Source organism: Rhodococcus sp. 21391 (genome assembly GCF_016772255.1).
GTDB classification, from domain to species: domain Bacteria; phylum Actinomycetota; class Actinomycetes; order Mycobacteriales; family Mycobacteriaceae; genus Rhodococcus_F; species Rhodococcus_F opacus.
The window spans coordinates 6,237,375-6,257,251 of sequence record NZ_CP063781.1 but is presented as its reverse complement, the minus strand read 5'-3'; the positions used below and the strand labels follow the sequence as shown (position 1 = coordinate 6,257,251).

Genomic DNA, 19,877 nt, shown 5'->3' with positions numbered 1-19,877 from the left:
CTCTTCGTTCCACCGACTCAGAAGGAGCCTCTCGTGGCCACCTATCTCTATCGGATCGGCAGATTCGCCTACCGGCGAAAAGGTGCGGTCCTCAGCGTCTGGTTGGTGATCCTGGTCCTCATGGGCGTCGGGGCGGCAACACTGTCCGGGCCCACGAAGGACTCGTTCTCCATCCCGGGCACCCCCGCGCAGCAGGCGCAGGACCTGATGGCCGAACGGTTCCCCGAGGCCGCGGGCAGCGACCCGATGAACGCCGTCAGCGCGCGTTACGTGTTCGCCGCTCCCGAGGGGCAGACCCTCGAGAGCGAGCAGAGTCGGCAGGCGATGGACGCGGTGCTCGCCAAGGTGCGCGGCATCGACCAGGTCCAGGACGCCGCCAAGGTCGATCCCACCACCGCCTCGGGCGCCGACGCCGCGAAGGCGCTGGTCAACCCCGTCACGGCGAACGAGCAGCTCGTCGAGATGGCGAAGTCGTCCGCGGCCGACAAGGGAATCGGTGAAGAGGCCGCCGTCGCGAACGCGCAGGCGCTGTCCCCGCTCAACGCCGACAAGACCGTCGGCTACGTCGAGGTGCCGTTCAAGGGCAGCATGGGTGACGTCGACCAGGCTCTGCGCGACCAGATCTCGGCCGCTGCCGACGCCGGCCGCAACGCCGGACTGACCGTCGAGATCAGTGGTTCCGCCGCCAACGAAGCCGAACCGCCCGGTGGCGCCACCGAGCTCGTCGGTATCGGCGTGGCCGCTGTCGTGCTCGCACTGACGTTCGGTTCGCTGGTCGCCGCGGGCCTGCCGTTGATCACCGCGATCATCGGCATCATGATCGGCAGCCTCGGCATCACCGTCGCCACCGGCTTCACCGACCTCAGCTCGATGACACCCACGCTGGCCATCATGATCGGCCTGGCCGTCGCCATCGACTACTCGCTGTTCATCGTGTCCCGGTTCCGGCACGAACTCACCCTCACGGACGACCGCTCGGAAGCGGCCGGACGTGCCGTCGGCACCGCCGGTTCCGCCGTGGTATTCGCCGGTCTCACGGTGATCATCGCCCTGATCGCGCTGCGCGTCGTCGGGATCCCGTTCCTCTCCGACATGGGCGCGGCCGCCGCGTTCACGGTGTTCATCGCCGTCTCGATCGCGTTGACGCTCCTGCCCGCGATCCTCGGGCTGTTCGGGAAGAAGGCGTTCGCAGGCAAGATCCCGTTCCTCAGCAGTCGCGACCTCGAGGACGACGAGGGCAAGCCGAGCCTCGCCCTGCGGTACATCAGCGCCGTGGTCCGCCGTCCCGCGATTCCGCTGATCGCCGGAGTCGTGGTGCTCGTGGCTCTCGCCATCCCCGCGACCGGCCTGAGCCTGGCCCTGCCCAGCGAGGGCACCGGCGACCCCGCCACCAGCTCCCGGCAGGCCTACGACCTCGTGAGCGAAGGCTTCGGCCCCGGCAAGAACGGTCCGCTGCTCGTCGTCGTCGACGCCAAGGACGTCACCACCGGCACGCCGTCGGCGGCGTTCGGTGAGGTCGTGAAGACCATCACCGCGCAGGACGACGTGTCCAACGCGCAGGTCGTCGGCGTGAACAAGGCCGGTGACACCGCGCAGATCCTGGTGACGCCGAGCAGCGCTCCCAGCGATCCGGCGACGATGGACCTGGTGAACAACATCCGCGATGCGGAAGCAGGTCTGCACGATTCGATCGGTGTCAACTACGGCGTCACCGGGCAGACCGCGCTCGAAGGCGACGTGTCCGAGACGCTGCAGGACGCGCTGATCCCGTACCTCGCGGTGGTCGTGGGCCTGGCCTTCCTCCTGCTACTGCTCGTGTTCCGGTCGGTGCTCGTGCCGCTGACGGCCACGCTCGGCTTCCTCCTCAGCGTCGCGGCCACGTTCGGTGCCACGGTCGCGGTGTTCCAGGAGGGCTGGGGCGGCATCATCTCCAACCCGCAGCCGATCGTCAGCTTCATGCCGATCTTCCTGATTGGCGTCGTGTTCGGTCTCGCGATGGACTACCAGGTGTTCCTGGTGACCCGGATGCGGGAGGAATACGTCCACGGCGCGACCGCGAAGCAGGCCGTCACCGTCGGCTTCAACCACGGTGCCCGGGTGGTCAGCGCCGCCGCGGTCATCATGATCTCGGTGTTCGCGGCGTTCATCGCCGAGCCGAACTCGTTCATCAAGTCGATCGGCTTCGCCCTGGCGGCGGCCGTGTTCTTCGACGCCTTCGTCGTGCGCATGGTGATCATCCCGTCAGTGATGGCACTGCTCGGCGACAAGGCGTGGTGGCTGCCGAAGTGGCTGGACAAGATCCTGCCCAACGTCGACATCGAGGGCGAGAAGCTGAAGAAGGTCCTGCACGACGCGGACGAACCGCTGCAGCCCGTCCGGTAGGCGCTTCGCGCCCGTGCGCCTTTCTGGTAGTGCCTGCTACCGGAAAGGCGCACAAGGCCGTAGGCCTTCTGTTGGTAACCTTCGGACACAATGATGACCCGCCAGGATCGCTGCCCATGTTGAATGCCCTGCTCACCACGTACCTCCGCCCGTACAAGCGGGACCTCACGGCGGTCGTCCTGTTCCAGCTCGTCGCGACCGCGGCCGCCCTCTACCTGCCCAGTCTGAACGCCGATCTCATCGACAACGGCGTCACCAAGGGCGATACCGGGTACATCCTGTCCACGGGCCTCATGATGCTGCTCGTCACCGTCGTGCAGATCATCTGCTCGATCGGTTCCGTGTTCTTCGGCGCCCGTGCCGCAATGGGTTTCGGGCGCGACGTGCGCCGCGCCGTGATGCATCAGGTCGGGAGCTTCTCGTCCCGCGAATTCGGCCGCTTCGGCGCGCCGTCCCTGATCACCCGCAACACCAACGACGTGCAGCAGGTGCAGATGCTCGTCGTGATGAGCTGCACGATCCTGGTGATGGCGCCGATCATGTGCGTCGGCGGTGTCGTGATGTCGATTCGGGAGGACGCCGGGCTCGCCTGGATCCTGGCGGTCACCGTGCCGGTTCTCGCGCTGTCCATGGGGTTCGTGATCTCGCGGATGGTGCCCGCGTTCCGGGAGATGCAGACCCGTATCGACGGGGTCAACCGGGTGCTGCGTGAGCAGATCACCGGTATCCGCGTGGTGCGGGCGTTCGTCCGTGAGCGGTCCGAGGTGGCGCGGTTCGGCGACGCGAACGAGCAGCTCACCCAGACAGCCCTGCGGGTCGGCAGGCTGACGGCGGTGATGTTCCCCCTCGTGATGGTCATCGCGAACATCACCAGTGTCGCCGTCATCTGGTTCGGCGGTCACGAGATCAACAGCGGCACCATGCAGGTCGGCTCGCTGACCGCGATGCTCAGCTACATCATGCAGATCCTGATGTCGGTGATGATGGCGTCGTTCATCGCGATGATGGCCCCCCGCGCCACCGTCTGCGCCGAACGTATCGGCGAGGTGCTCGACACGAATTCCACCGTCGTGCCGCCGGTCGATGCGGTCACCGTGCTGGAGAACCCCGGTGTGGTGGAACTGCGCGACGCCCAGTTCAAGTTCCCCGGCGCCGACGAACCAGTGTTGCGTGACATCAGCTTCCGCGCCGAACCGGGCAAGACCACCGCGATCATCGGCGGCACCGGATCCGGTAAGACGACGCTGCTGTCGCTGATCCCGCGTCTCATCGACGCCACGTCGGGTTCGGTCACCGTGTCCGACACGGATGTGCGTCGCATCGACCTCGACGTCCTGCGGTCCGGAATCGGACTCGTTCCGCAGCGGCCGTACCTGTTCTCGGGCACCGTCGCCACCAACCTCCGGTACGGCAAGCCCGATGCCACCGACGACGAACTGTGGCGGGCTCTGGAGATCGCGCAGGCCGCCGATTTCGTCCGCGCGATGCCCGAGGGTCTCGACACCCCGATCTCGCAGGGCGGCACGACCGTGTCCGGCGGTCAGCGACAGCGACTCGCCATTGCGCGGGCACTGGTCCGTCGCCCGTCGATCTACCTGTTCGACGACTCCTTCTCCGCCCTCGACCTCACCACCGACGCCCGGCTGCGTGCGGCGCTCAAACCCGAAACTTCGGACGCGTGCGTCATCGTCGTCGCCCAACGTGTCTCGACGATCGTGGAGGCCGAGCAGATCGTGGTCCTCGAGGACGGCGCGGTGGTCGGGATCGGCACGCACGACCAACTGCTCGAGACGTGTCCGTGTTACGTCGAGATCGTCGAATCCCAACGATCGGTCCAGGAAGCACTATGAGCGATCGCGCAACCACCACCACTGCCGAAAGGCCCGCCGGCCCCCGTATTCCGGGACCGGTCGCTCCGGGTGCCCCGGGGTCCAAGCCGAACGACCTGTGGCCGTCCACCAAGCGGCTGCTGAGGCGGCTGCGTCCCCACCGGATCGCCGTCGGCATCGTTCTCCTGGTCGCCGCCGTGTCGGTGGTGCTCACCTCGATCGCGCCGCGCATGCTCGGTCAGGGCACGAACCTGATCTTCGACGGCATCATCGGCGCGCAGTTGCCCGCCGGGATGTCGAAGGATCAGGCCGTCGCCGCACTGCGGGCCGACGGGCAGAACACGTTCGCCGACATGGTGTCCGGCATGGCCGTCGTGCCCGGTGTCGGTATCGACTTCAGTGCGCTCGGCCGGGTGCTGGCGATCGTGCTGGCCCTGTACCTGGGGTCGTCGGTGTTCATGTGGCTGTCGGGTTTCCTGCTGAACATCATCGTGCAGGGCGTCGTGAAGAACCTGCGCGCCGAGGTCGAACGGAAGATCCACCGACTTCCGTTGCGCTACTTCGACTCCCACTCCCGCGGCGACCTGCTGAGCCGGGTCACCAACGACATCGACAACGTTTCGCAGTCGTTGCAGCAGACGATGAGCCAGCTGATCGTGTCGGCGATGACGGTGATCGGCATCCTCGTGATGATGATCGTCATCTCGCCGCTGCTCGCGTTGATCGCGGTGCTGACGGTGCCGCTGTCGATCCTCGTGACGGCGCAGATCGCGAAACGGTCCAAGACGCACTTCGTGTCGCAGTGGAAGTCGACGGGAGCGCTCAACTCTCACGTGGAGGAGGCGTACACGGGCCACGAACTGGTCACCGTGTTCGGCCGCAGCCGTGAGGTGGAGGCCCGCTTCGAGGAGCAGAACGAGGCGCTCTACCAGGCCAGCTACCGGGCCCAGTTCATCTCGGGTCTGATCATGCCCGCGATCATGTTCCTCGGAAACCTCAACTTCGTGGCCATCGCCGTGCTCGGCGGCATGCGGGTGGCGTCCGGCACGATGAGCCTCGGCGACGTGCAGGCGTTCATCCAGTACTCGCGCCAGTTCACCCAGCCCCTCACCCAGATCGGGGCGATGGTCAACCTCATGCAGTCGGGTGTGGCGTCCGCCGAGCGGGTGTTCGCCATCCTCGACGAGGACGAGGAGGAGCCCGACCTCACCGAAGCTCCCACACCGGCGGAGCCCCGTGATGCGGGTCGCGTCCATACGTTCGGCCGGGTGGAGTTCTCGGACGTGTCGTTCAGCTACTCGCCGGAGAAGCCGCTGATCGAGAACCTGTCGCTGGTGGCGGAACCCGGTCAGATGGTCGCCATCGTCGGACCCACCGGCGCCGGCAAGACCACACTCGTCAACCTGATCCTGCGGTTCTACGAACTCGACGGCGGCAAGATCCTCCTGGACGGCGTCGACATCGCCGAGATGTCGCGCGACGACCTGCGGTCCCGCATCGGCATGGTGCTGCAGGACGCGTGGCTGTTCGGCGGCACCATCCGCGACAACATCGCGTACGGACGTCCCGACGCCACCGAGGAGGAGATCCAGGCGGCCGCGCGGATCAGCTACGTCGACCGGTTCGTCCACTCGCTGCCCGACGGCTACGACACCGTCATCGACGAAGAGGGCAGCAACATCAGTGCCGGTGAGAAACAGCTGATCACCATTGCCCGCGCGTTCATCTCGCAGCCGTCGATCCTGATACTCGACGAGGCGACCAGTTCCGTCGACACCCGCACCGAGTTGCTGGTGCAGCACGCGACGGCGGTCCTGCGCAGCGATCGCACGAGTTTCGTGATCGCACACCGCTTGTCGACCATCCGCGACGCCGACCTCATCGTCGTCATGGAGGGCGGTCGCATCGTCGAGCAGGGCAGCCACGACGACCTGCTCCTCACCCGCGGCGCGTACTACCGCCTCTACAACAGCCAGTTCGTCGGCGCCGATGTCTGACGACCTGTGAGTACTTGTTAACCGCCGGCGGTTAACAAGTACTCACAGGCAGGCGGCGGCACCCCCGGCTTCGAAGGTGGCGGTGTCGCAGTAGGCGGCGCGGGGATAGTACGGACCCATCGTGGTGGCGGGGTCGGTGTGATTGTTCTGCGACGCCTGCACCGACTGCGGGTAGAAGGCGTCGGACGGCAGCATGTACCGCAGGAACAGCACCTTCTTCGCGACGTCGGTGGAGCCCCAGGGGAGGACGGTGACGGTCGGGTCGGACGCGGCGCGGGCGGGGACGTCCTGCGGTGCGGCGACGACGTACGTGTAGTTGCCTGCGCCGTCGGTGCGTGTCTGGAAGTCGGCGGCACACGCGACGACCGGGTACGGCGTGACCTGATCGTTCTGGCACATCGACCAGTACCGCACCTGCCGGCTGGGTGCCGTGACGGGTTGGCCGGCACGGGTGTCGGGGAACGTCGGCGCCCGGCCCTGCACGACGACGATGCGTCCGGGCTGGTACGTCAGCCCCGCCCCGACATATTTGTTGTCGCCGTTGGGAAACAGGCCCGACGTGCTCGCGGGGTTCACGAACGTCGCCTCGGGCACGTTGCCGGGGAACGCGCCGGACGCCGCGCCGGCGATGATCTGGTCGAATGCGGCCTCCGCGGCCTGTTCGAGTGGGCCGTTGTCGTAGGCGGAGGGATCGAATTCGGATCCGCAGGTCGGCACCGGCGACGTCCGGCCCCCGAACGTCAGTGTCACGTCGGGTAGTGGAACGCCGCCGGTCGGAGATGCCGGGTCGTCGGGCACGTACACCCGGATGATGAGGAAACCGACGGGTACCGACTGCGCGTCGGCCCCGGTGGGCAGGGCCTGAATCTGGTTGCGGGAGTGGTCGGCCGGGCCGGTCACGACCGTCGCGTGCCAGCGTTTCTGCGTGGCGGGCAGGGCGTCGGTGGCGGCGTCGGTGAACGGGTTTCCGCTGCCGGGGTCGGGTCCGATCTGGTTGTCGCGCAACGTGTCGACGGTGTCGAAGTTCGTCCCGTACGTGTTGAGTGAGAAGTAGCGGGCAGCCGGGTAACTGCCGCTGAGTTCGATGGTGTCACCCGGCCCCAACGCGTAGGGCAGCACCCAGTACGTCGCGTTGGCGTCGGGGAAGGCGACGTCGAGCACGGTCGAGTCGGACATGAACTGCCACGCGCACTGCGCGGTCGGTGGGGGCGCCGCGGACGCGAGGGAGGCGCCACCGGACCACAGCAGCAGAACCAGCACGGCGGCAACGACTTTCCCGGTCATAGCTGTCAGAACACCTCCCCGAACGCGGTCAGCTTGTCGATGCCCTCCCGGTCGATCTCTCCGGGCGTGTACCGGTTGATCAGCTGGATGTAGGCGAGGTACCGGGCCATCGCGTCGGCACCCTGCTGTGCGAACGCCGGGGGTAGCGGCGCGGCGAGCTGAGTCGGCAGGTACTGGGTCATCAGCTGGGCGGCCATGGCCGGACCGCGCGGGTCGTGATCGAAGGTGTTGTCGAGTTCCGCCCGGCCGCGTTCGGTGGCGTAGTCGTAGAACTCGTACTGGAACGAGGCCGGGTCGACGTAGGCGGTGGGTCCCAACCACTTCGAATACACCGCGACCTTCGCCTCGGGGGTGCGCAGCACGTAGATGTGGGTGGGGGAGTTGTTCCAGTTGACCCCCTGCGGTGCGTGTTCGTTGGTGGCGAGGACGACGTGGTCGCGACCGGCCGCGGCGTTGCTCCGCAGCAAGGGCAGGAGGTCGACGCGTTCGGCATAGGTGGCGAACAGGTCCCCGGACATCCAGTTCCGGTCGCCGTGACCGAGCGTCGCGAGCAGCGGCACCACGTCGACGCTCGACGTGAGCTGACCGCGCGGGGTGTCGGTGTCGCCGGTGAATCGTCCGGTCGGGTCGGCGACGATCAGCGGGATGTGGAACGCCTCGTCGTAGGCGGTGGACAGTTTGCCTGCGACGAAGCCGTGCGCCCCGGCGTATTCGCCGTGATCGGACGTCATGACGAAGACGGTGTTCGCCGCGACGTCTTCCGGCAGCGAGTTGATCACCGTGCCGATGTGGTGATCGACCATCGACAGCACGTTGGTGTAACTGTCCAGGGCCCGCTCCCAGTACGTGTACGGGGCGAACGCGATGTGTCGGTCGGGATCGGTGCCCTGACCGTAGGGCTGGAGGTAGTAGTTCGACAGATTCTGGATGTCGTCGGTGACGCCGCCCCACACCAGGGCCTGGAACTCCCGGGCGAACACCTGGGTGCTCGGTTTCGACTGCAGCGCCTTCTCGGGTTCCCAGTTGGGCGGCACGGACGGATAACCCAGCCGCGGAGGGTCGCTCTCGGCGGTGGTCACCGACCAGGCGCGGGCGGGGCTCAGCGGGGGAACGTTGTTCGCGTACAGCGACTGATACCGTTCCGCTTCCGTTCCGGCCCAGAAGAACTGCTGGTCGTGGGGATTGACGAAGCTCGCCGTGAGGCAGAACGGGCCGTCCCCGGGCATCCGCGTCGACAACCACGCCGCGGCCTGATCGGCGATGTGCCCGTCGAATTCGAATCCCTCACCGTTCATTCCGATGATGTCGGGCATCGTCAGTCCGTCGAACCCGTACTCCTCGAGGTAGCCGGGGGCGAGCCCGGAGTCCTCGTCGGGGGACGGCGACAGATGCCACTTCCCGACGTACGGCGTGACGTAGCCCGCCTGCCGCAGCAGTTTGCCGTACGTCGGAAAGTCCCTTCCCATCGCGGGCGACGGGACGGGGGAGGCCCGATTGCCGGTCCGCGTCTGCAGCATCCAGTTCTGCAGCGGATAGAGACCGGTGACGAAACACGCACGGCCGGGGCTGCATGCCACCCCGGCCGTGTAGTGCTGCGTGAATTTCACCCCGGGCGCCCACAGCGTGTAGAGGTTGGGCATGAACCGCTGCAGGAACTGGTCGGCAGTGGTGATTCCCGCGGGAAAGACCTGGGGAAACCGCATCTCGTCGACGACGATGAACACGATGTTGGGCTGCACGTAAGTGCTGGGCTGACGGTGCAGCGGCTTCTCCGACGCGTCCGCCCGACGGTCGAAGAGGCCCGACATCACGGTCACCCCGCCGGCGACCGCCGCACCCGAGAGAAACGTTCGCCTGTCGATCCGATGGCCGGCCTTCTCGTCGCTCATGGCGGTTCCTCCGGTCGAAGGGCTGGGATCGTCTCCCTGTCTGTACCCACTTTCGAACGAAGTAGTGATGTGTCGCCGGAAATGTCGCCCGTGATTGGATACACCCGTGAATGCCGTAGTCCCGACCCCGCCCGATCCGTTCTTCACCGTCGGCACCCGACTCGACGGGCAGCTGGGCCGCACCGGAACCATTCACACCCCGCACGGCGACATCGCGACGCCGTCGTTCGTGGCCGTCGGCACCAAGGCCACCGTCAAGGCGGTGCTGCCGGAGAGCATGAAGGAGCTGGGCGCGCAGTCGCTGCTCGCCAACGCGTACCACCTGTACCTGCAGCCCGGACCGGACATCGTCGACGAGGCCGGCGGTCTGGGCAAGTTCATGAACTGGGATGGCCCGACGTTCACCGACAGCGGCGGATTCCAGGTCATGTCGCTGGGCGTCGGGTTCAAGAAGGTCCTCGCGATGGAAGCCGTCGGGGTGCGCTCCGACGACGTCATCGCGAAGGGCAAGGAACGCCTCGCGACCGTCGACGACGACGGCGTCACGTTCAAATCGCATCTGGACGGGTCGCGGCACCGGTTCACCCCCGAGGTGTCGATGCAGATCCAGCACCAGCTCGGCGCCGACATCATGTTCGCGTTCGACGAGCTCACCACACTGCTGAACACCCGCAGATACCAGGAGCAGTCGGTGGAGCGGACGCAGGCGTGGGCGGTGCGCTGCATCGCCGAGCACGAGAAGCTGACCGCCGAGCGTTCCCATCGCCCGTACCAGGCGCTGTTCGGGGTCGTCCAGGGCGCGCAGTACGAGGACCTGCGGAGGCAGGCGTGCCGGGGGCTGGAGTCGATCACGGGGGAGAGTGGCCGCGGTTTCGACGGGTACGGCATCGGCGGGGCGCTCGAGAAGCAGAACCTGGGCACCATCGTCCGGTGGTGCAACGAGGAGCTTCCCGAGCACAAGCCGCGGCACATGCTCGGCATCAGCGAGCCGGACGACTTCTTCGTGGCCATCGAGAACGGCGCCGACACGTTCGACTGCGTGAATCCGTCGCGGGTCGCGCGCAACGCCGCGATCTACCACCCGGACGGCCGGTTCAACATCAACACCAGCCGCTTCCGTCGTGACTTCACGCCCATCGACGAGAACTGCGATTGCTACACCTGCGCGAATTACACCAGCGCCTACATTCACCATTTGTTCAAGGCGAAGGAAATGCTGGCGTCCACGCTGTGCACCATCCACAACGAACGCTTCACCGTCCGGTTGGTCGATCAGATCCGCGCCAGCATCGAAGGCGGCTACTTCGACGAGTTCAAGGCCGACACCCTGGGTCGCTTCTACCGCACGTGAGTGGGAAAGCGTCCTCGGGCACACTTTCCCACTCACGTGGGGGTCAGAGCTGGTAGGTGGGTTCGCGCTTCTTCACGTAGGCGATGACGCGGTACGTGATCGGCATGACCAGTACCTCGACGAGGGTCTTCCACAGGAAGCCGACGATCACGTAGTTGACGAAATCGCTCCACGTGCTGATGCCGATCGCGCCTGCGGCGATGGAGCAGAAGATCAGGGTGTCGGCGAACTCACCGACGATGGTGGAACCGATGAGCCGCGCCCACAGGTGCTTCTCCTTGGTGCGCTCCTTGATCAGGACCAGCGTCACCGAGTTCAGCATCTGCCCGACGAGGTAACCGGCCAGCCCGGCGAGCAGCAGACGCGGGTAGACGCCGACGACGGACCGCAGCGCTTCCTGGTTCTCGTAGAAGTCGGCGGACGGCAGCTCGATGAGGAGCCAGAAGCAGAACGCGGCCAGGATCAGGGCGCCGAAGCCCAGGTAGATCGCGCGACGGGTCGACTTGAACCCGTACACCTCGCTGAGGACGTCGCCGAGAATGTAGGCCAGCGGGAACAGGAAGAAGCCGCCGTCGGTGATGACGGGCAGGATCTGCAGCGGTCCGATGGTCAGCGACGAGTCGGCGAAGAATGCGACGCCCTTCGTCGCGCAGATATTCGAGATCAGCAGCGTCGCGGTGAAGAGGGCGACGAACGTGGGGTAGTACCCCCGGCTGACGTGCGCGAACGTCGCGTGGTCGTCTGGTTTGGTCTGCTGATCTGAGGCCGTCACGCCGCAATCCAAGCACCTGAACGGGGAAGGGCGCGAATCAGGAACGGGTGAACGTACCTTTTGTCCGATCTGACGCGACGAAAGGTACGTTCACCCGCACGGTAGGGAGTGGTTCGGACTAGCCCTGGACGACGCGCGTGCCGCCGGCTAGTTCGTCGTGCTTGCCCTGCTTGGTGGGGCTGCCGTTGATGGTCACCCCGATGACGATCGCGGCGACGACGCCGAGCAGTCCGAACAGGAACCCGAGGAGCGGGAACCCGCCGAGCGCGGACAGGACGTAGAAACCGTTCCTGGTCAGCGACTGCTGCTGGGTGGGGAGTCCGCCGTTCGGGCCCTCGACGCGCAGGCCGAGAATCTGCTTGCCCAGGGTCTGTCCCCTCGTCGTTTCGAGGAAGACGAAGTAGCCGACGGCGGCGGCCGCGGTGAGGATCGCGCCGAGGACGCTGCCCAGGAAGTTGCCCAGCACCAGCGCGAGGACGGTGCTGACCACGGCCATCGGGATGCCGACGATCAGGCCGTCGATCACCCGTGCGCCCAGGCGGGGAAGAAGTTCACCGGGGCGGGACGGGTCGAACCCGAAGTCCGGCTGCGCGAACGGCTGGGTGCCGAACTGCTGCGCCGAATCGAACTGCGGCGGTGCGCCGAACTGCTGTCCGTGCTGCTGCCCCGCCCCGTTGTAGTGCGGTTGCCCGTACTGCTGCCCGCCGAACGGCTGTTGTCCCTGGCCTGGATCGAATCCACCGGTAGTCATGTGTTCCCCCTCGAATCTCGAGTCCTGAATGTCTCGGATGACGCCTGAGCACCTTACGCAAGGGGTGGGAGTGACTCGAGTGACGGGAGTAGCAAAACGGGTGAGCGTACTTCCGTCCTCGTTGGACAGGAAGCACGCTCACCCGTGGGGAGCGGTCGGTCAGGCCGCGACGTAACGGCCGGTGAGCACGCGGTACGCGTAGGTCGACGCGATGATCGTGATCGGGATCGAGACGAGAAGTCCGACGCCGCAGAGGATTGCACCGACGATGTTGATGCCGACGAGGGCCAGGGCCAGCAGCAGCACCGGGCCGACGTTCTGCGAGATGACGCGGAAGCTCGACTTGATGCCGGTGATGGCGTCCTCGTTCTGATCGATGACGAACTGCAGCGTCCACCAGGTCAGGAAGATCACGATGAGACCCGGGATGATGAGCAGGACGAAACCGATGGTGGCGGCCACACCGATGATCACGCTGGCGATGATGATCGCCCCGACATTGGTGAACTGGAAGAACGAACCGAACGCCGGCTTGTTCCCGTCCACTTCGTGCAATGCGCCCCGCACCAGAGCCGCATTGATCAGGTAGCCGACGATGGTCGTGACGATCGTGCCGATGATGCGCCACACCGAGAACGCCGCGCTCATGTCGGACGACGTGCTGAAGCCGCCGAAGACGAGATTCAGCACGACCTGGATGATGGCGGCGATCAGCAGGATGCCGATCCAGATGAGCGCGTTGTCCTTGAACTTGTTCCAGCCGTAGCCGATCGCGTCGCCCACGGAGAACTGCCCCGGCGTCTGCCCGGGCGTGCCGTAATCCGACATCGGCGGGGGCGGCGGATATCCGCCGGGCGGCGGTCCCTGGGGCGGCGGCGGGTAATTGCCCTGCGGCGGCGGGTAATTTCCGCCGGGCGGTGGGTAATTACCGGGCGGTGGGTAGTTTCCGCCGGGCGGAGGCGGGTAGTTTCCGCCGGGCGGCGGTGGCGGATATCCGCCGGGCGGCGGTCCCTGCGGCGGCGGAGGGTAATTCCCCGGGGGCGGCGGATAACCACCGGGCGGCGGTGGAGGATTGCCCTGCGGGGGGTATCCGCCCTGGTCACCACCTTCAGGTTTGTCGTTAGGGTCGTATCCACCAGTCGTCATGTGATCCCCTCAGCAAGAGTTGAATGCTCGCGCGTGACAGTGCGAATAAACACTACGTGGACAATCCTTTACTCGCCTCCCTTTGGTCTGCTTCTTCTCCTGCGGTTTTGATGCTTTACGCTGGTTATCGTGACTAATTCCGGGGGATCGGACGATTCGAATCCGTACAACGGGCAAACACCACCCACTTACGGCGAGCCCGGCTTGCCGCGCGACGGATACGGGGTGGACGAATCCGGTTATCCCACGTATTCGGCGCCCACCGAGAAGTATCCCGACTATCAGCAGCCGGGCGCGTACGGGACGTCGCCGAATCCGTATGCCGCGCCGAATCGGAATCAGTACGGCGGCGACCAGTACGGGGCTCCGAACCAGCAGTACGGGACGCCCAACCCGTATGCCGCCCCGAATCAGTACAGCGCCCCCAACCAGTACGGCGGCGCACCCAATCAGTACGGGCCGCCGGGCCAGTACGGCGGTCCCGCCCCGCAGTACGGCGCACCGAACCCGTACGGCGCGCCTTACCCGCAGTCGCTGGGGACGAACGGTCTCGCGATCGCGTCGCTGATCACGTCGATCGTCGGTGGATGCTTCTACGGGGTCGGCTCCGTCGTAGGCATCATCCTCGGCATCATCGCGCTGGGCCAGATCAAGCAGTCCGGGCAGGAGGGCCGTGGGCTCGCGATCGCCGGTATCGCCATCGGCGGCGCCTATGTCGTCGGCTGGATCCTGTTCTTCGTGATCATGGTGATTGCGGCGGCGTCGGGAGCCTGACCACCCACGGTTCGCGGTGCAGGCGGGCCGGGTCGAACCGGTCGAGGAGTATCCCGAGATCCACGACCTCGCCCGGTTCCGCGAGCCCGAGCGACGTCGCCAGCACTCCGAGGACGTCGCTCGGGTTGCGTCCCAACGCTTTCTGGTCGGTGAGCGTGACGGCGCCGTCGCGTTTCGCGAGCCGTTTGCCGTCCTCGTTGAGTGCGAGGGCCACGTGCGCGTAGGTGGGGGCGGTCAACCCGAGCAGCCCGGCGAGGTATGCCTGACGGGGCGCGGACGAGAGCAGGTCGTCGCCGCGTACCACCTGATCGATTCCCTGGGCGGCGTCGTCGACGACCACCGCGAGGTTGTAGGCGGGTGTGCCGTCGCCGCGACGCAGCACGAGGTCGTCCACCATGCCGGAATAGCTGCCGTGCAGGACGTCATCGATGGTGAACGAGGTGACGCCGGCGCGCAGGCGCAGCGCGGGTGGTCGTCCGCCGGCGAGCCGGTCTGCGCGTTCGTCCGGTGTCAGGTTGCGGCACGTCCCCGGGTAGGCACCCTGCGGTGCGTGCGGCGCCGACGCCGCTTTCTGGATTTCTCTTCTCGTGCAGAAACACTCGTACGTGAGACCGGCGGCATGGAGTTCGGCGATGGCCGCGTCGTACCGCGACAGTCGGTGCGATTGCGAGACGACGTCGCCGTCCCAATCGAGGCCGAGTTTCGTGAGGTCGGCCAGTTGCCGGTCCCGGGCGCCCTCGCGGACGCGGTCGAGGTCTTCGACGCGCATGAGGAACCGTCGGCCGGTGGACCGGGCGAACAACCACGCCAGCACGGCCGTCCGCAGGTTGCCGAGGTGCAGGTCGCCGGACGGGCTGGGCGCGAACCGACCCGCGCCCGCCGCCCGATGTGACGGCGGTTCACTCTGACGAGACGGATGTGACATCGGCCGAGGGTCAGCTGGCCAGTTCGATCGACGACGACGGTACGACGTCGGCGCCCTGCAGAATCATGCCGATCTGAATGTCGAGGGCGTGCTCGAGGTACTCGGGCGGGTACAGCGCCGGACTGCCGATCGCATCGAGGGCGAGACCGTCGACGGTGGCGAGGAGAAGCGCCGCACGGGTTTCCGCCTCCGGGGTGCCGATCCCGATGAGCACGGCGGACAGTCCCGTCCGGATGGTGAACAGGGTCTTGCGCCGGATCTCGGCGAGCGACGGGGAGGTGGCGGCCCGGACGGCGAATGCCGCCATGACGTGCGCCTCCCGCGACCGCGCCTCGTCGAGCGGGAGCAACTGGGACATCGCGGCGAACAGGGCCCGGGCGGGATCCCCGCCGCGGTCGACCTCCGACAGTCGGGTGAGTAGTTTGTCGACGAGGGTTCGCAGGGCGAACGCGAACATCTCGTCCTTCGTGGAGAAGTGGTGCTGGACGGCTCCGATGGACACCCCCGCCCTCTTGGCGACCTCGCGCACGCTGGCGCCCTCGAGACCCGACTCGGCCGCGACGTCGAACAGGGCTGCGGCCAGGCGTTCGGGGCTGGTGGACGAGTATCGGCGTTCGCGCATGCCTCGAACATTACTGACGTATTGAATTAATACCTGCGTCAGGTGCGCGTGTTGCCGCGAGTGGCGGGTGTGACTTCGGCTATCGGCGGACGTACGTCAGGAAGATCATCCCGCTCTCGAACGCGCGGGACGCGGCCAGCCGGAACCGCTGCGGGCCGAATTCGCCGTCGAACAGGGGAATGCCGGTGCCGATCGCGACGGGGTTGAGCTTGATCCGGAGCTCGTCGATCTCGGGCTCCACGGCGGCGGCGAGCTTCCCGCCGCCGCACAGCCAGATGTCCTTGCCGTCCTCCCGCTTGAGTTCGCGCACCTTCTCGATCGGATCGCCCGCGACGATCTCGACGTCCGGGTCGGGCGACTCGGGGATCGTGGTCGAGAAGACGTACTGCCGCAGATGCGCGTACGGGCTGGTCACGCCGAGGTCGAGGGCGGGCTGGTAGGTGGCGCGGCCCATGAGCAGTGTGTCGAAATGGTTGTTGGGGGCGTCGATTCCCAGCGGTGCCCGCATGTGGGTCGGGACCGTCTCGGGGTACTCGACAATCATCACGGGCATGTGATCGCCGTCGATCTCGAAGATGGTGCCGGTGGGGTCCGAGCCGTCGGCGCCGGCGATGAATCCGTCGATGGTGGCGGCGGCGTAGTAGACGAGCTTTCGCATGTGAGTCCTCCCGAAGGCGATAACTACTCCATTTGTAGTACTATGTCTGCAGTGGTTGCAAGTCCCTTTTTTTGGAGGAGTGTCGATGGCGCAGAATCCGGAACGACGTGCGGCTCTCGTGAACGCGGCGATCGAAGTGCTTGCGCGAGAGGGTGCGCGCGGTCTCACCTTCCGCGCCGTCGACGTCGAGGCGAACGTCCCCAAAGGGACGGCCTCCAATTACTTCGCCAGCCGCGACGACCTGTTCGACCAGGTCGGCAAGCGGATTCATGAACGCATGGGCCCCGACCCCTCGGTGGTCGAGGAAAGCGGTCGCAAGCCGCAGAATCTCGAGCTCGCGATCGAGTACATGCAGGGATTGTTCGGCAGGATCACCCGCGATCGGACAGGCTATCTCGCGTTGCAGGAATTGCGACTCGAAGCGGTCCGGCGGCCCGAGTTGCGGACCACGCTGACGCGCACGATCTCCGAGAACCTGGAGCGCGACATCGGGTTTCACCTCGACTCGGGACTGCCCGGTGATCGCAGCACCGTGCTGATGCTGTACCTCGCGATGAATGCGCTCATCGTCGAGCACCTGACGCTGCCCGGCGTGCTCGACGGGGTCGACACGGAGCGCCTCGTCGCCGATCTCGTGACGCGTGCCGTCGCTACGCCGGACGCCTGAGCGCGTAGTCGTCCACGTACTCCTGGCCCGACAGTGTCATGAGGGCGTGCATCAGCTCGTCCGTCGCGGCCCGGACGACGTGCCGGTTGTCGCGTAGCTCGGCGAATCGGGAGAAGTCGAGTGGTTCGCCGACGGTCGCTGACACCGTGCCGAACCGCCACATCCTCGATCCGACGGGGTTGACCTGCCGTGTGCAGTGCATGGCGACGGGCACGACCGGGGCGCCCGTCGCGAGCGCGACCAGGGCAATTCCGGTCTTGCCCTTGTGGAGTCGACCGTCGGGCGACCGGGTGCCCTCGGGGTAGATTCCCCAGACCTTGCCGTCGTCCAGGATCTTCTCCGCGGTGTTCAGTGCGGATTCCGCCGCGGAGGCCCCGGATCGGTCGATCGGCACCTGGCCGGCCGCGGTGAAGAACCAGCGTTTCGCGCGACCCTTCGCGCCGCCCTCGGTGAAGTACTCGCTCTTGGCCACGAACGTGATGCGCCTGCGCACCATCAGGACGAGGAAGAACGAGTCGACGACGGTGAGGTGATTGCTCGCCAGGATCACCGGGCCCGACACCGGGATGTGGTGCGCGCCGTCGATCGTGGGCCGCCCGAAGATCCGCAGCACCGGTCCGATCAGCACGTACTTGAAGATCAGTACCACACGGTGAACTCCTGACTCGGGTGCCGCAGTGGAGTAGACGTTGTCTACTACCGTCATGATAGACACTGTCTACATGAGTGGAGAAGTGCAACCCCTGCGCGTGCGGCTGATCGACTGCGGGCGCGAATTGCTGGACGACGGCGGCATCGACGCCGTCGGGCTACGCGCCGTCGCCCGGCACGCGGGTGTCTCGCACGGCGCGCCGCGGCGGTACTTTCCCACCCACAAGGCGCTGCTCGCCGCGATCGCCGCGTCAGGATTCGCCGAGCTGTCCGAAGAACTCCGGTCGGCGATCGTGTCCGAGGCGGACCCCCTCGCACGCGTGCGGCGGACGGCACGGCAGTACCTCTCCTTCGCCGACACCCACCGCACCCTGTTCGAATTGATGTTCCGGCACGACCTGCTCGAGGGTTCGGGAGAGGACCTGCGGCACCACTCGAAACCCCTGTTCGAGACGGTCGTCGCACTCGTCGCGGACGCAGGCGCCGAGACCCCGCACGTGGTCGCGTTGAACCTGTGGACCCAGCTGCACGGGGTGGCGACCCTCCGCGCCACCCGCAGCATCGAGGTGATCGTCGGCGACTTCGACGTGGAGGCGTTCGTCGCGCAGCTGATCGACCTCCATCTCAGGGCGTAGGCAGGACGGCGCGCGGCAGGTCTGCCCGCAGTTCCACATCGGTGACGAAGTCCCCGTCGTCCGGCTGGTAGCGACGCTGCGGATCGAAGTCCTCCACCCGGAAGCTGTCCAGCGTGGGGGAGTGCGTCGTGACGGCGAGGGTTCCGCCGTCGAGATCGAACTGCAGGAGTCGCTGGAACCCGGTCTCGCGGCGGCTGTCCACCGTGAAGTACTGGTAGTCGGCGAGCAACTCCACGACCTTCCGGTCCGTGTCGCCCACCTTCCGGTCGGTGACCGTCGTCTGCCCGTCGACGTGCCCCGCGAGGACCAGGAAGACCGTCTCGAAGGGAACGACGAGCCGGTTCCAGATCTGCTGTCCCGCACTGCTACCGATGTCGCCGAACCCGCTCATCCGCAGCGAGCCGTCCTCGTCCAGGTAGTAGTGGCTGCCGATCACCACGTTGCGGTCCGGGTGGTCGGCGAGCACGTCCTCGGCCCACTGCAGCACGTGTTCGGGTGGGTTGTAGCCGATGTAGAGCATCAGGAATTTCGCGCCGGCGATGTCGAGCAGGTCGTAGTGCGCCGAATTGTCCGTGTCCGTGACGGATTCGCCCCAGTACGGCTGGTCGCGGTACCGCCACGGCCCGAAGAACTCGTTGTAGAGGGAGTGGTTCTTCTCGTGCTCGCCGGGAATGAGCCGTCCGCCGACGTTCCACAGGTTGTCGTGGTTGCCGGGCAGGACGCCGTAGGGAATGCCGGCCTCTTCGAGCGTCGCCATCGCCTTGTCCGCCACCTCGAACTCGGGCCGGGCGCGGGACTCGGGTGCGCCCGGACGTATCCAGCTCTGGACGAGGTCGCCGGTGTGCATGGAATAGGCGATCTTGCGTTCGGCGGCGTTTTCGGCGGTCCAGCGGGTCATGTCGAAGTACACCTCCGGCCGGTCCCGGGACACGTACTGGGTGTCGCTGATGTGCTGCAGCGCGAAGTCGTACGCGTTCGGGTCGGCGAACTGCTGATCGGCTGTCGCGTTGGCCTCGCGGAAACTCCGATCCCGTCGAGGGCCGTCGATGACGAGGATCTGAGCGGAGTCCTCGCCCGCGATCCGGGTGGTCAGGGTGACCGGACCGCCCGGTTCGGACGGCTGCGCCGTCGCGACCGGCTCACCCCAGCTCTGCCCCTCCTCGTCCCACACGTGCATTGCGAGGTCGTCGAGATTCATCGAACGCCCGTGCCAGGTCACGTCCGTGCCGGCGGACTCCGGGCCGAACCGGACCTCGTACCGCATGTACGGGTACTCGTCGAAGCGGTGGCTGGTGGCCGACCTACCGTTCGACTCGTCACCCGGAACCCGCTGTGAGGGAGCGGCGTCGCCGGTGATCCCGGCGAACATGACCGCGGACGCGAGGGGCGCCGAGGTGACGAGGCCACGCGCCGGCAGACCGGACGCGCCCCGGGGTTCGGGATCGGCCGCCGCGACCACGTCACCGCCGAGCAGCGCCGCGGCGAGTGACACCGCCGACAGTGCGGCGATCCTGCCCGGCACGCTCATGACCCGAGGTTACAAG

Annotated in this window: 16 protein-coding genes and 1 pseudogene; 7 read left to right on the top strand and 10 right to left on the bottom strand. The window is 66.7% G+C overall.

Annotated features, from left to right (window positions below; genetic code table 11):
- Positions 1 to 33: 33 nt before the first annotated feature.
- The 3 genes from GO592_RS28830 to GO592_RS28820 all read left to right on the top strand — a co-directional run bounded on the left by GO592_RS28830 (position 34) and on the right by GO592_RS28820 (position 6,208).
- A complete protein-coding gene (locus tag GO592_RS28830) occupies positions 34 to 2,382 on the top strand; it encodes an MMPL family transporter (protein ID WP_007298396.1) in 2,349 nt (782 codons plus the stop codon).
- A 116-nt stretch (positions 2,383 to 2,498) separates the two neighbouring features.
- A complete protein-coding gene (locus GO592_RS28825) occupies positions 2,499 to 4,232 on the top strand; it encodes an ABC transporter ATP-binding protein (protein ID WP_007298397.1) in 1,734 nt (577 codons plus the stop codon).
- Entirely contained in the window at positions 4,229 to 6,208 is a 1,980-nt protein-coding gene (locus GO592_RS28820) for an ABC transporter ATP-binding protein (RefSeq protein ID WP_007298398.1), read from the top strand. Before GO592_RS28825 ends, GO592_RS28820 begins: the two co-directional genes overlap by 4 nt.
- Before the next feature lie 42 nt (positions 6,209 to 6,250).
- Here GO592_RS28820 and GO592_RS28815 read toward each other — a convergent pair whose 3' ends face one another.
- Both GO592_RS28815 and GO592_RS28810 read right to left on the bottom strand, forming a co-directional pair.
- The gene (locus GO592_RS28815) at positions 6,251 to 7,492 is read right to left on the bottom strand and encodes a hypothetical protein (protein ID WP_007298399.1); all 1,242 of its coding nucleotides are present in this window, start codon (positions 7,490 to 7,492) and stop codon (positions 6,251 to 6,253) included.
- Positions 7,493 to 7,497: 5 nt separating this feature from the next.
- Positions 7,498 to 9,381 carry a sulfatase-like hydrolase/transferase gene (locus tag GO592_RS28810; RefSeq protein WP_007298400.1) on the bottom strand — a complete coding sequence of 628 codons (1,884 nt, stop codon included), beginning with the start codon at positions 9,379 to 9,381 and terminating at the stop codon, positions 7,498 to 7,500.
- A 106-nt stretch (positions 9,382 to 9,487) separates the two neighbouring features.
- Here GO592_RS28810 and tgt point away from each other — a divergent pair, with 106 nt between their 5' ends.
- Complete coding sequence (gene tgt / locus GO592_RS28805; protein WP_007298401.1) at positions 9,488 to 10,732, top strand: tRNA guanosine(34) transglycosylase Tgt; 1,245 nt, start codon at positions 9,488 to 9,490, stop codon at positions 10,730 to 10,732.
- A gap of 43 nt (positions 10,733 to 10,775) precedes the next feature.
- Here the strand turns inward: tgt and GO592_RS28800 are convergent, their stop codons facing one another.
- The 3 genes from GO592_RS28800 to GO592_RS28790 form a co-directional block, all read right to left on the bottom strand.
- Positions 10,776 to 11,504: a queuosine precursor transporter gene (locus GO592_RS28800; RefSeq protein ID WP_005248717.1), complete on the bottom strand. Its 729-nt coding sequence runs from the start codon at positions 11,502 to 11,504 to the stop codon at positions 10,776 to 10,778.
- A gap of 118 nt (positions 11,505 to 11,622) precedes the next feature.
- Positions 11,623 to 12,255, bottom strand: coding sequence for an RDD family protein (locus tag GO592_RS28795; protein ID WP_007298402.1), 633 nt, complete (start codon positions 12,253 to 12,255; stop codon positions 11,623 to 11,625).
- Positions 12,256 to 12,414: 159 nt separating this feature from the next.
- Positions 12,415 to 13,083, bottom strand: coding sequence for a hypothetical protein (locus GO592_RS28790; RefSeq protein WP_005253341.1), 669 nt, complete (start codon positions 13,081 to 13,083; stop codon positions 12,415 to 12,417).
- A 522-nt stretch (positions 13,084 to 13,605) separates the two neighbouring features.
- On the opposite strand from GO592_RS28790, the gene GO592_RS28785 reads away from it, so the two are divergent.
- Positions 13,606 to 14,175, top strand: coding sequence for a DUF4190 domain-containing protein (locus GO592_RS28785; protein ID WP_039951749.1), 570 nt, complete (start codon positions 13,606 to 13,608; stop codon positions 14,173 to 14,175).
- Here GO592_RS28785 and gluQRS read toward each other — a convergent pair.
- From gluQRS to GO592_RS28770, 3 genes are all read right to left on the bottom strand, one after another.
- A complete protein-coding gene (gene gluQRS / locus GO592_RS28780; RefSeq protein WP_007298404.1) occupies positions 14,144 to 15,100 on the bottom strand; it encodes a tRNA glutamyl-Q(34) synthetase GluQRS in 957 nt (318 codons plus the stop codon). The genes GO592_RS28785 and gluQRS overlap by 32 nt on opposite strands.
- 10 nt (positions 15,101 to 15,110) lie before the next feature.
- A complete protein-coding gene (locus tag GO592_RS28775) occupies positions 15,111 to 15,722 on the bottom strand; it encodes a TetR/AcrR family transcriptional regulator (protein WP_007298405.1) in 612 nt (203 codons plus the stop codon).
- Between the two features lie 79 nt (positions 15,723 to 15,801).
- On the bottom strand, positions 15,802 to 16,380 hold the full coding sequence (locus GO592_RS28770; RefSeq protein WP_007298406.1) for a dihydrofolate reductase family protein: 579 nt from the start codon (positions 16,378 to 16,380) through the stop codon (positions 15,802 to 15,804).
- An 85-nt stretch (positions 16,381 to 16,465) separates the two neighbouring features.
- Here GO592_RS28770 and GO592_RS28765 point away from each other — a divergent pair, with 85 nt between their 5' ends.
- Positions 16,466 to 17,047, top strand: coding sequence for a TetR/AcrR family transcriptional regulator (locus tag GO592_RS28765; RefSeq protein WP_007298407.1), 582 nt, complete (start codon positions 16,466 to 16,468; stop codon positions 17,045 to 17,047).
- Here GO592_RS28765 and GO592_RS28760 read toward each other — a convergent pair.
- Positions 17,031 to 17,698: pseudogene (locus GO592_RS28760) on the bottom strand (lysophospholipid acyltransferase family protein). The gene GO592_RS28765 and the pseudogene GO592_RS28760 sit on opposite strands and share 17 nt — an antisense overlap.
- 53 nt (positions 17,699 to 17,751) lie before the next feature.
- Between GO592_RS28760 and GO592_RS28755 the strand changes: the two are divergent.
- The gene (locus GO592_RS28755) at positions 17,752 to 18,333 is read left to right on the top strand and encodes a TetR/AcrR family transcriptional regulator (RefSeq protein ID WP_039951751.1); all 582 of its coding nucleotides are present in this window, start codon (positions 17,752 to 17,754) and stop codon (positions 18,331 to 18,333) included.
- Here the strand turns inward: GO592_RS28755 and GO592_RS28750 are convergent.
- The gene (locus GO592_RS28750; protein WP_039951753.1) at positions 18,323 to 19,861 is read right to left on the bottom strand and encodes a metallophosphoesterase; all 1,539 of its coding nucleotides are present in this window, start codon (positions 19,859 to 19,861) and stop codon (positions 18,323 to 18,325) included. The two genes, GO592_RS28755 and GO592_RS28750, sit on opposite strands and share 11 nt — an antisense overlap.
- Positions 19,862 to 19,877: the final 16 nt, after the last annotated feature.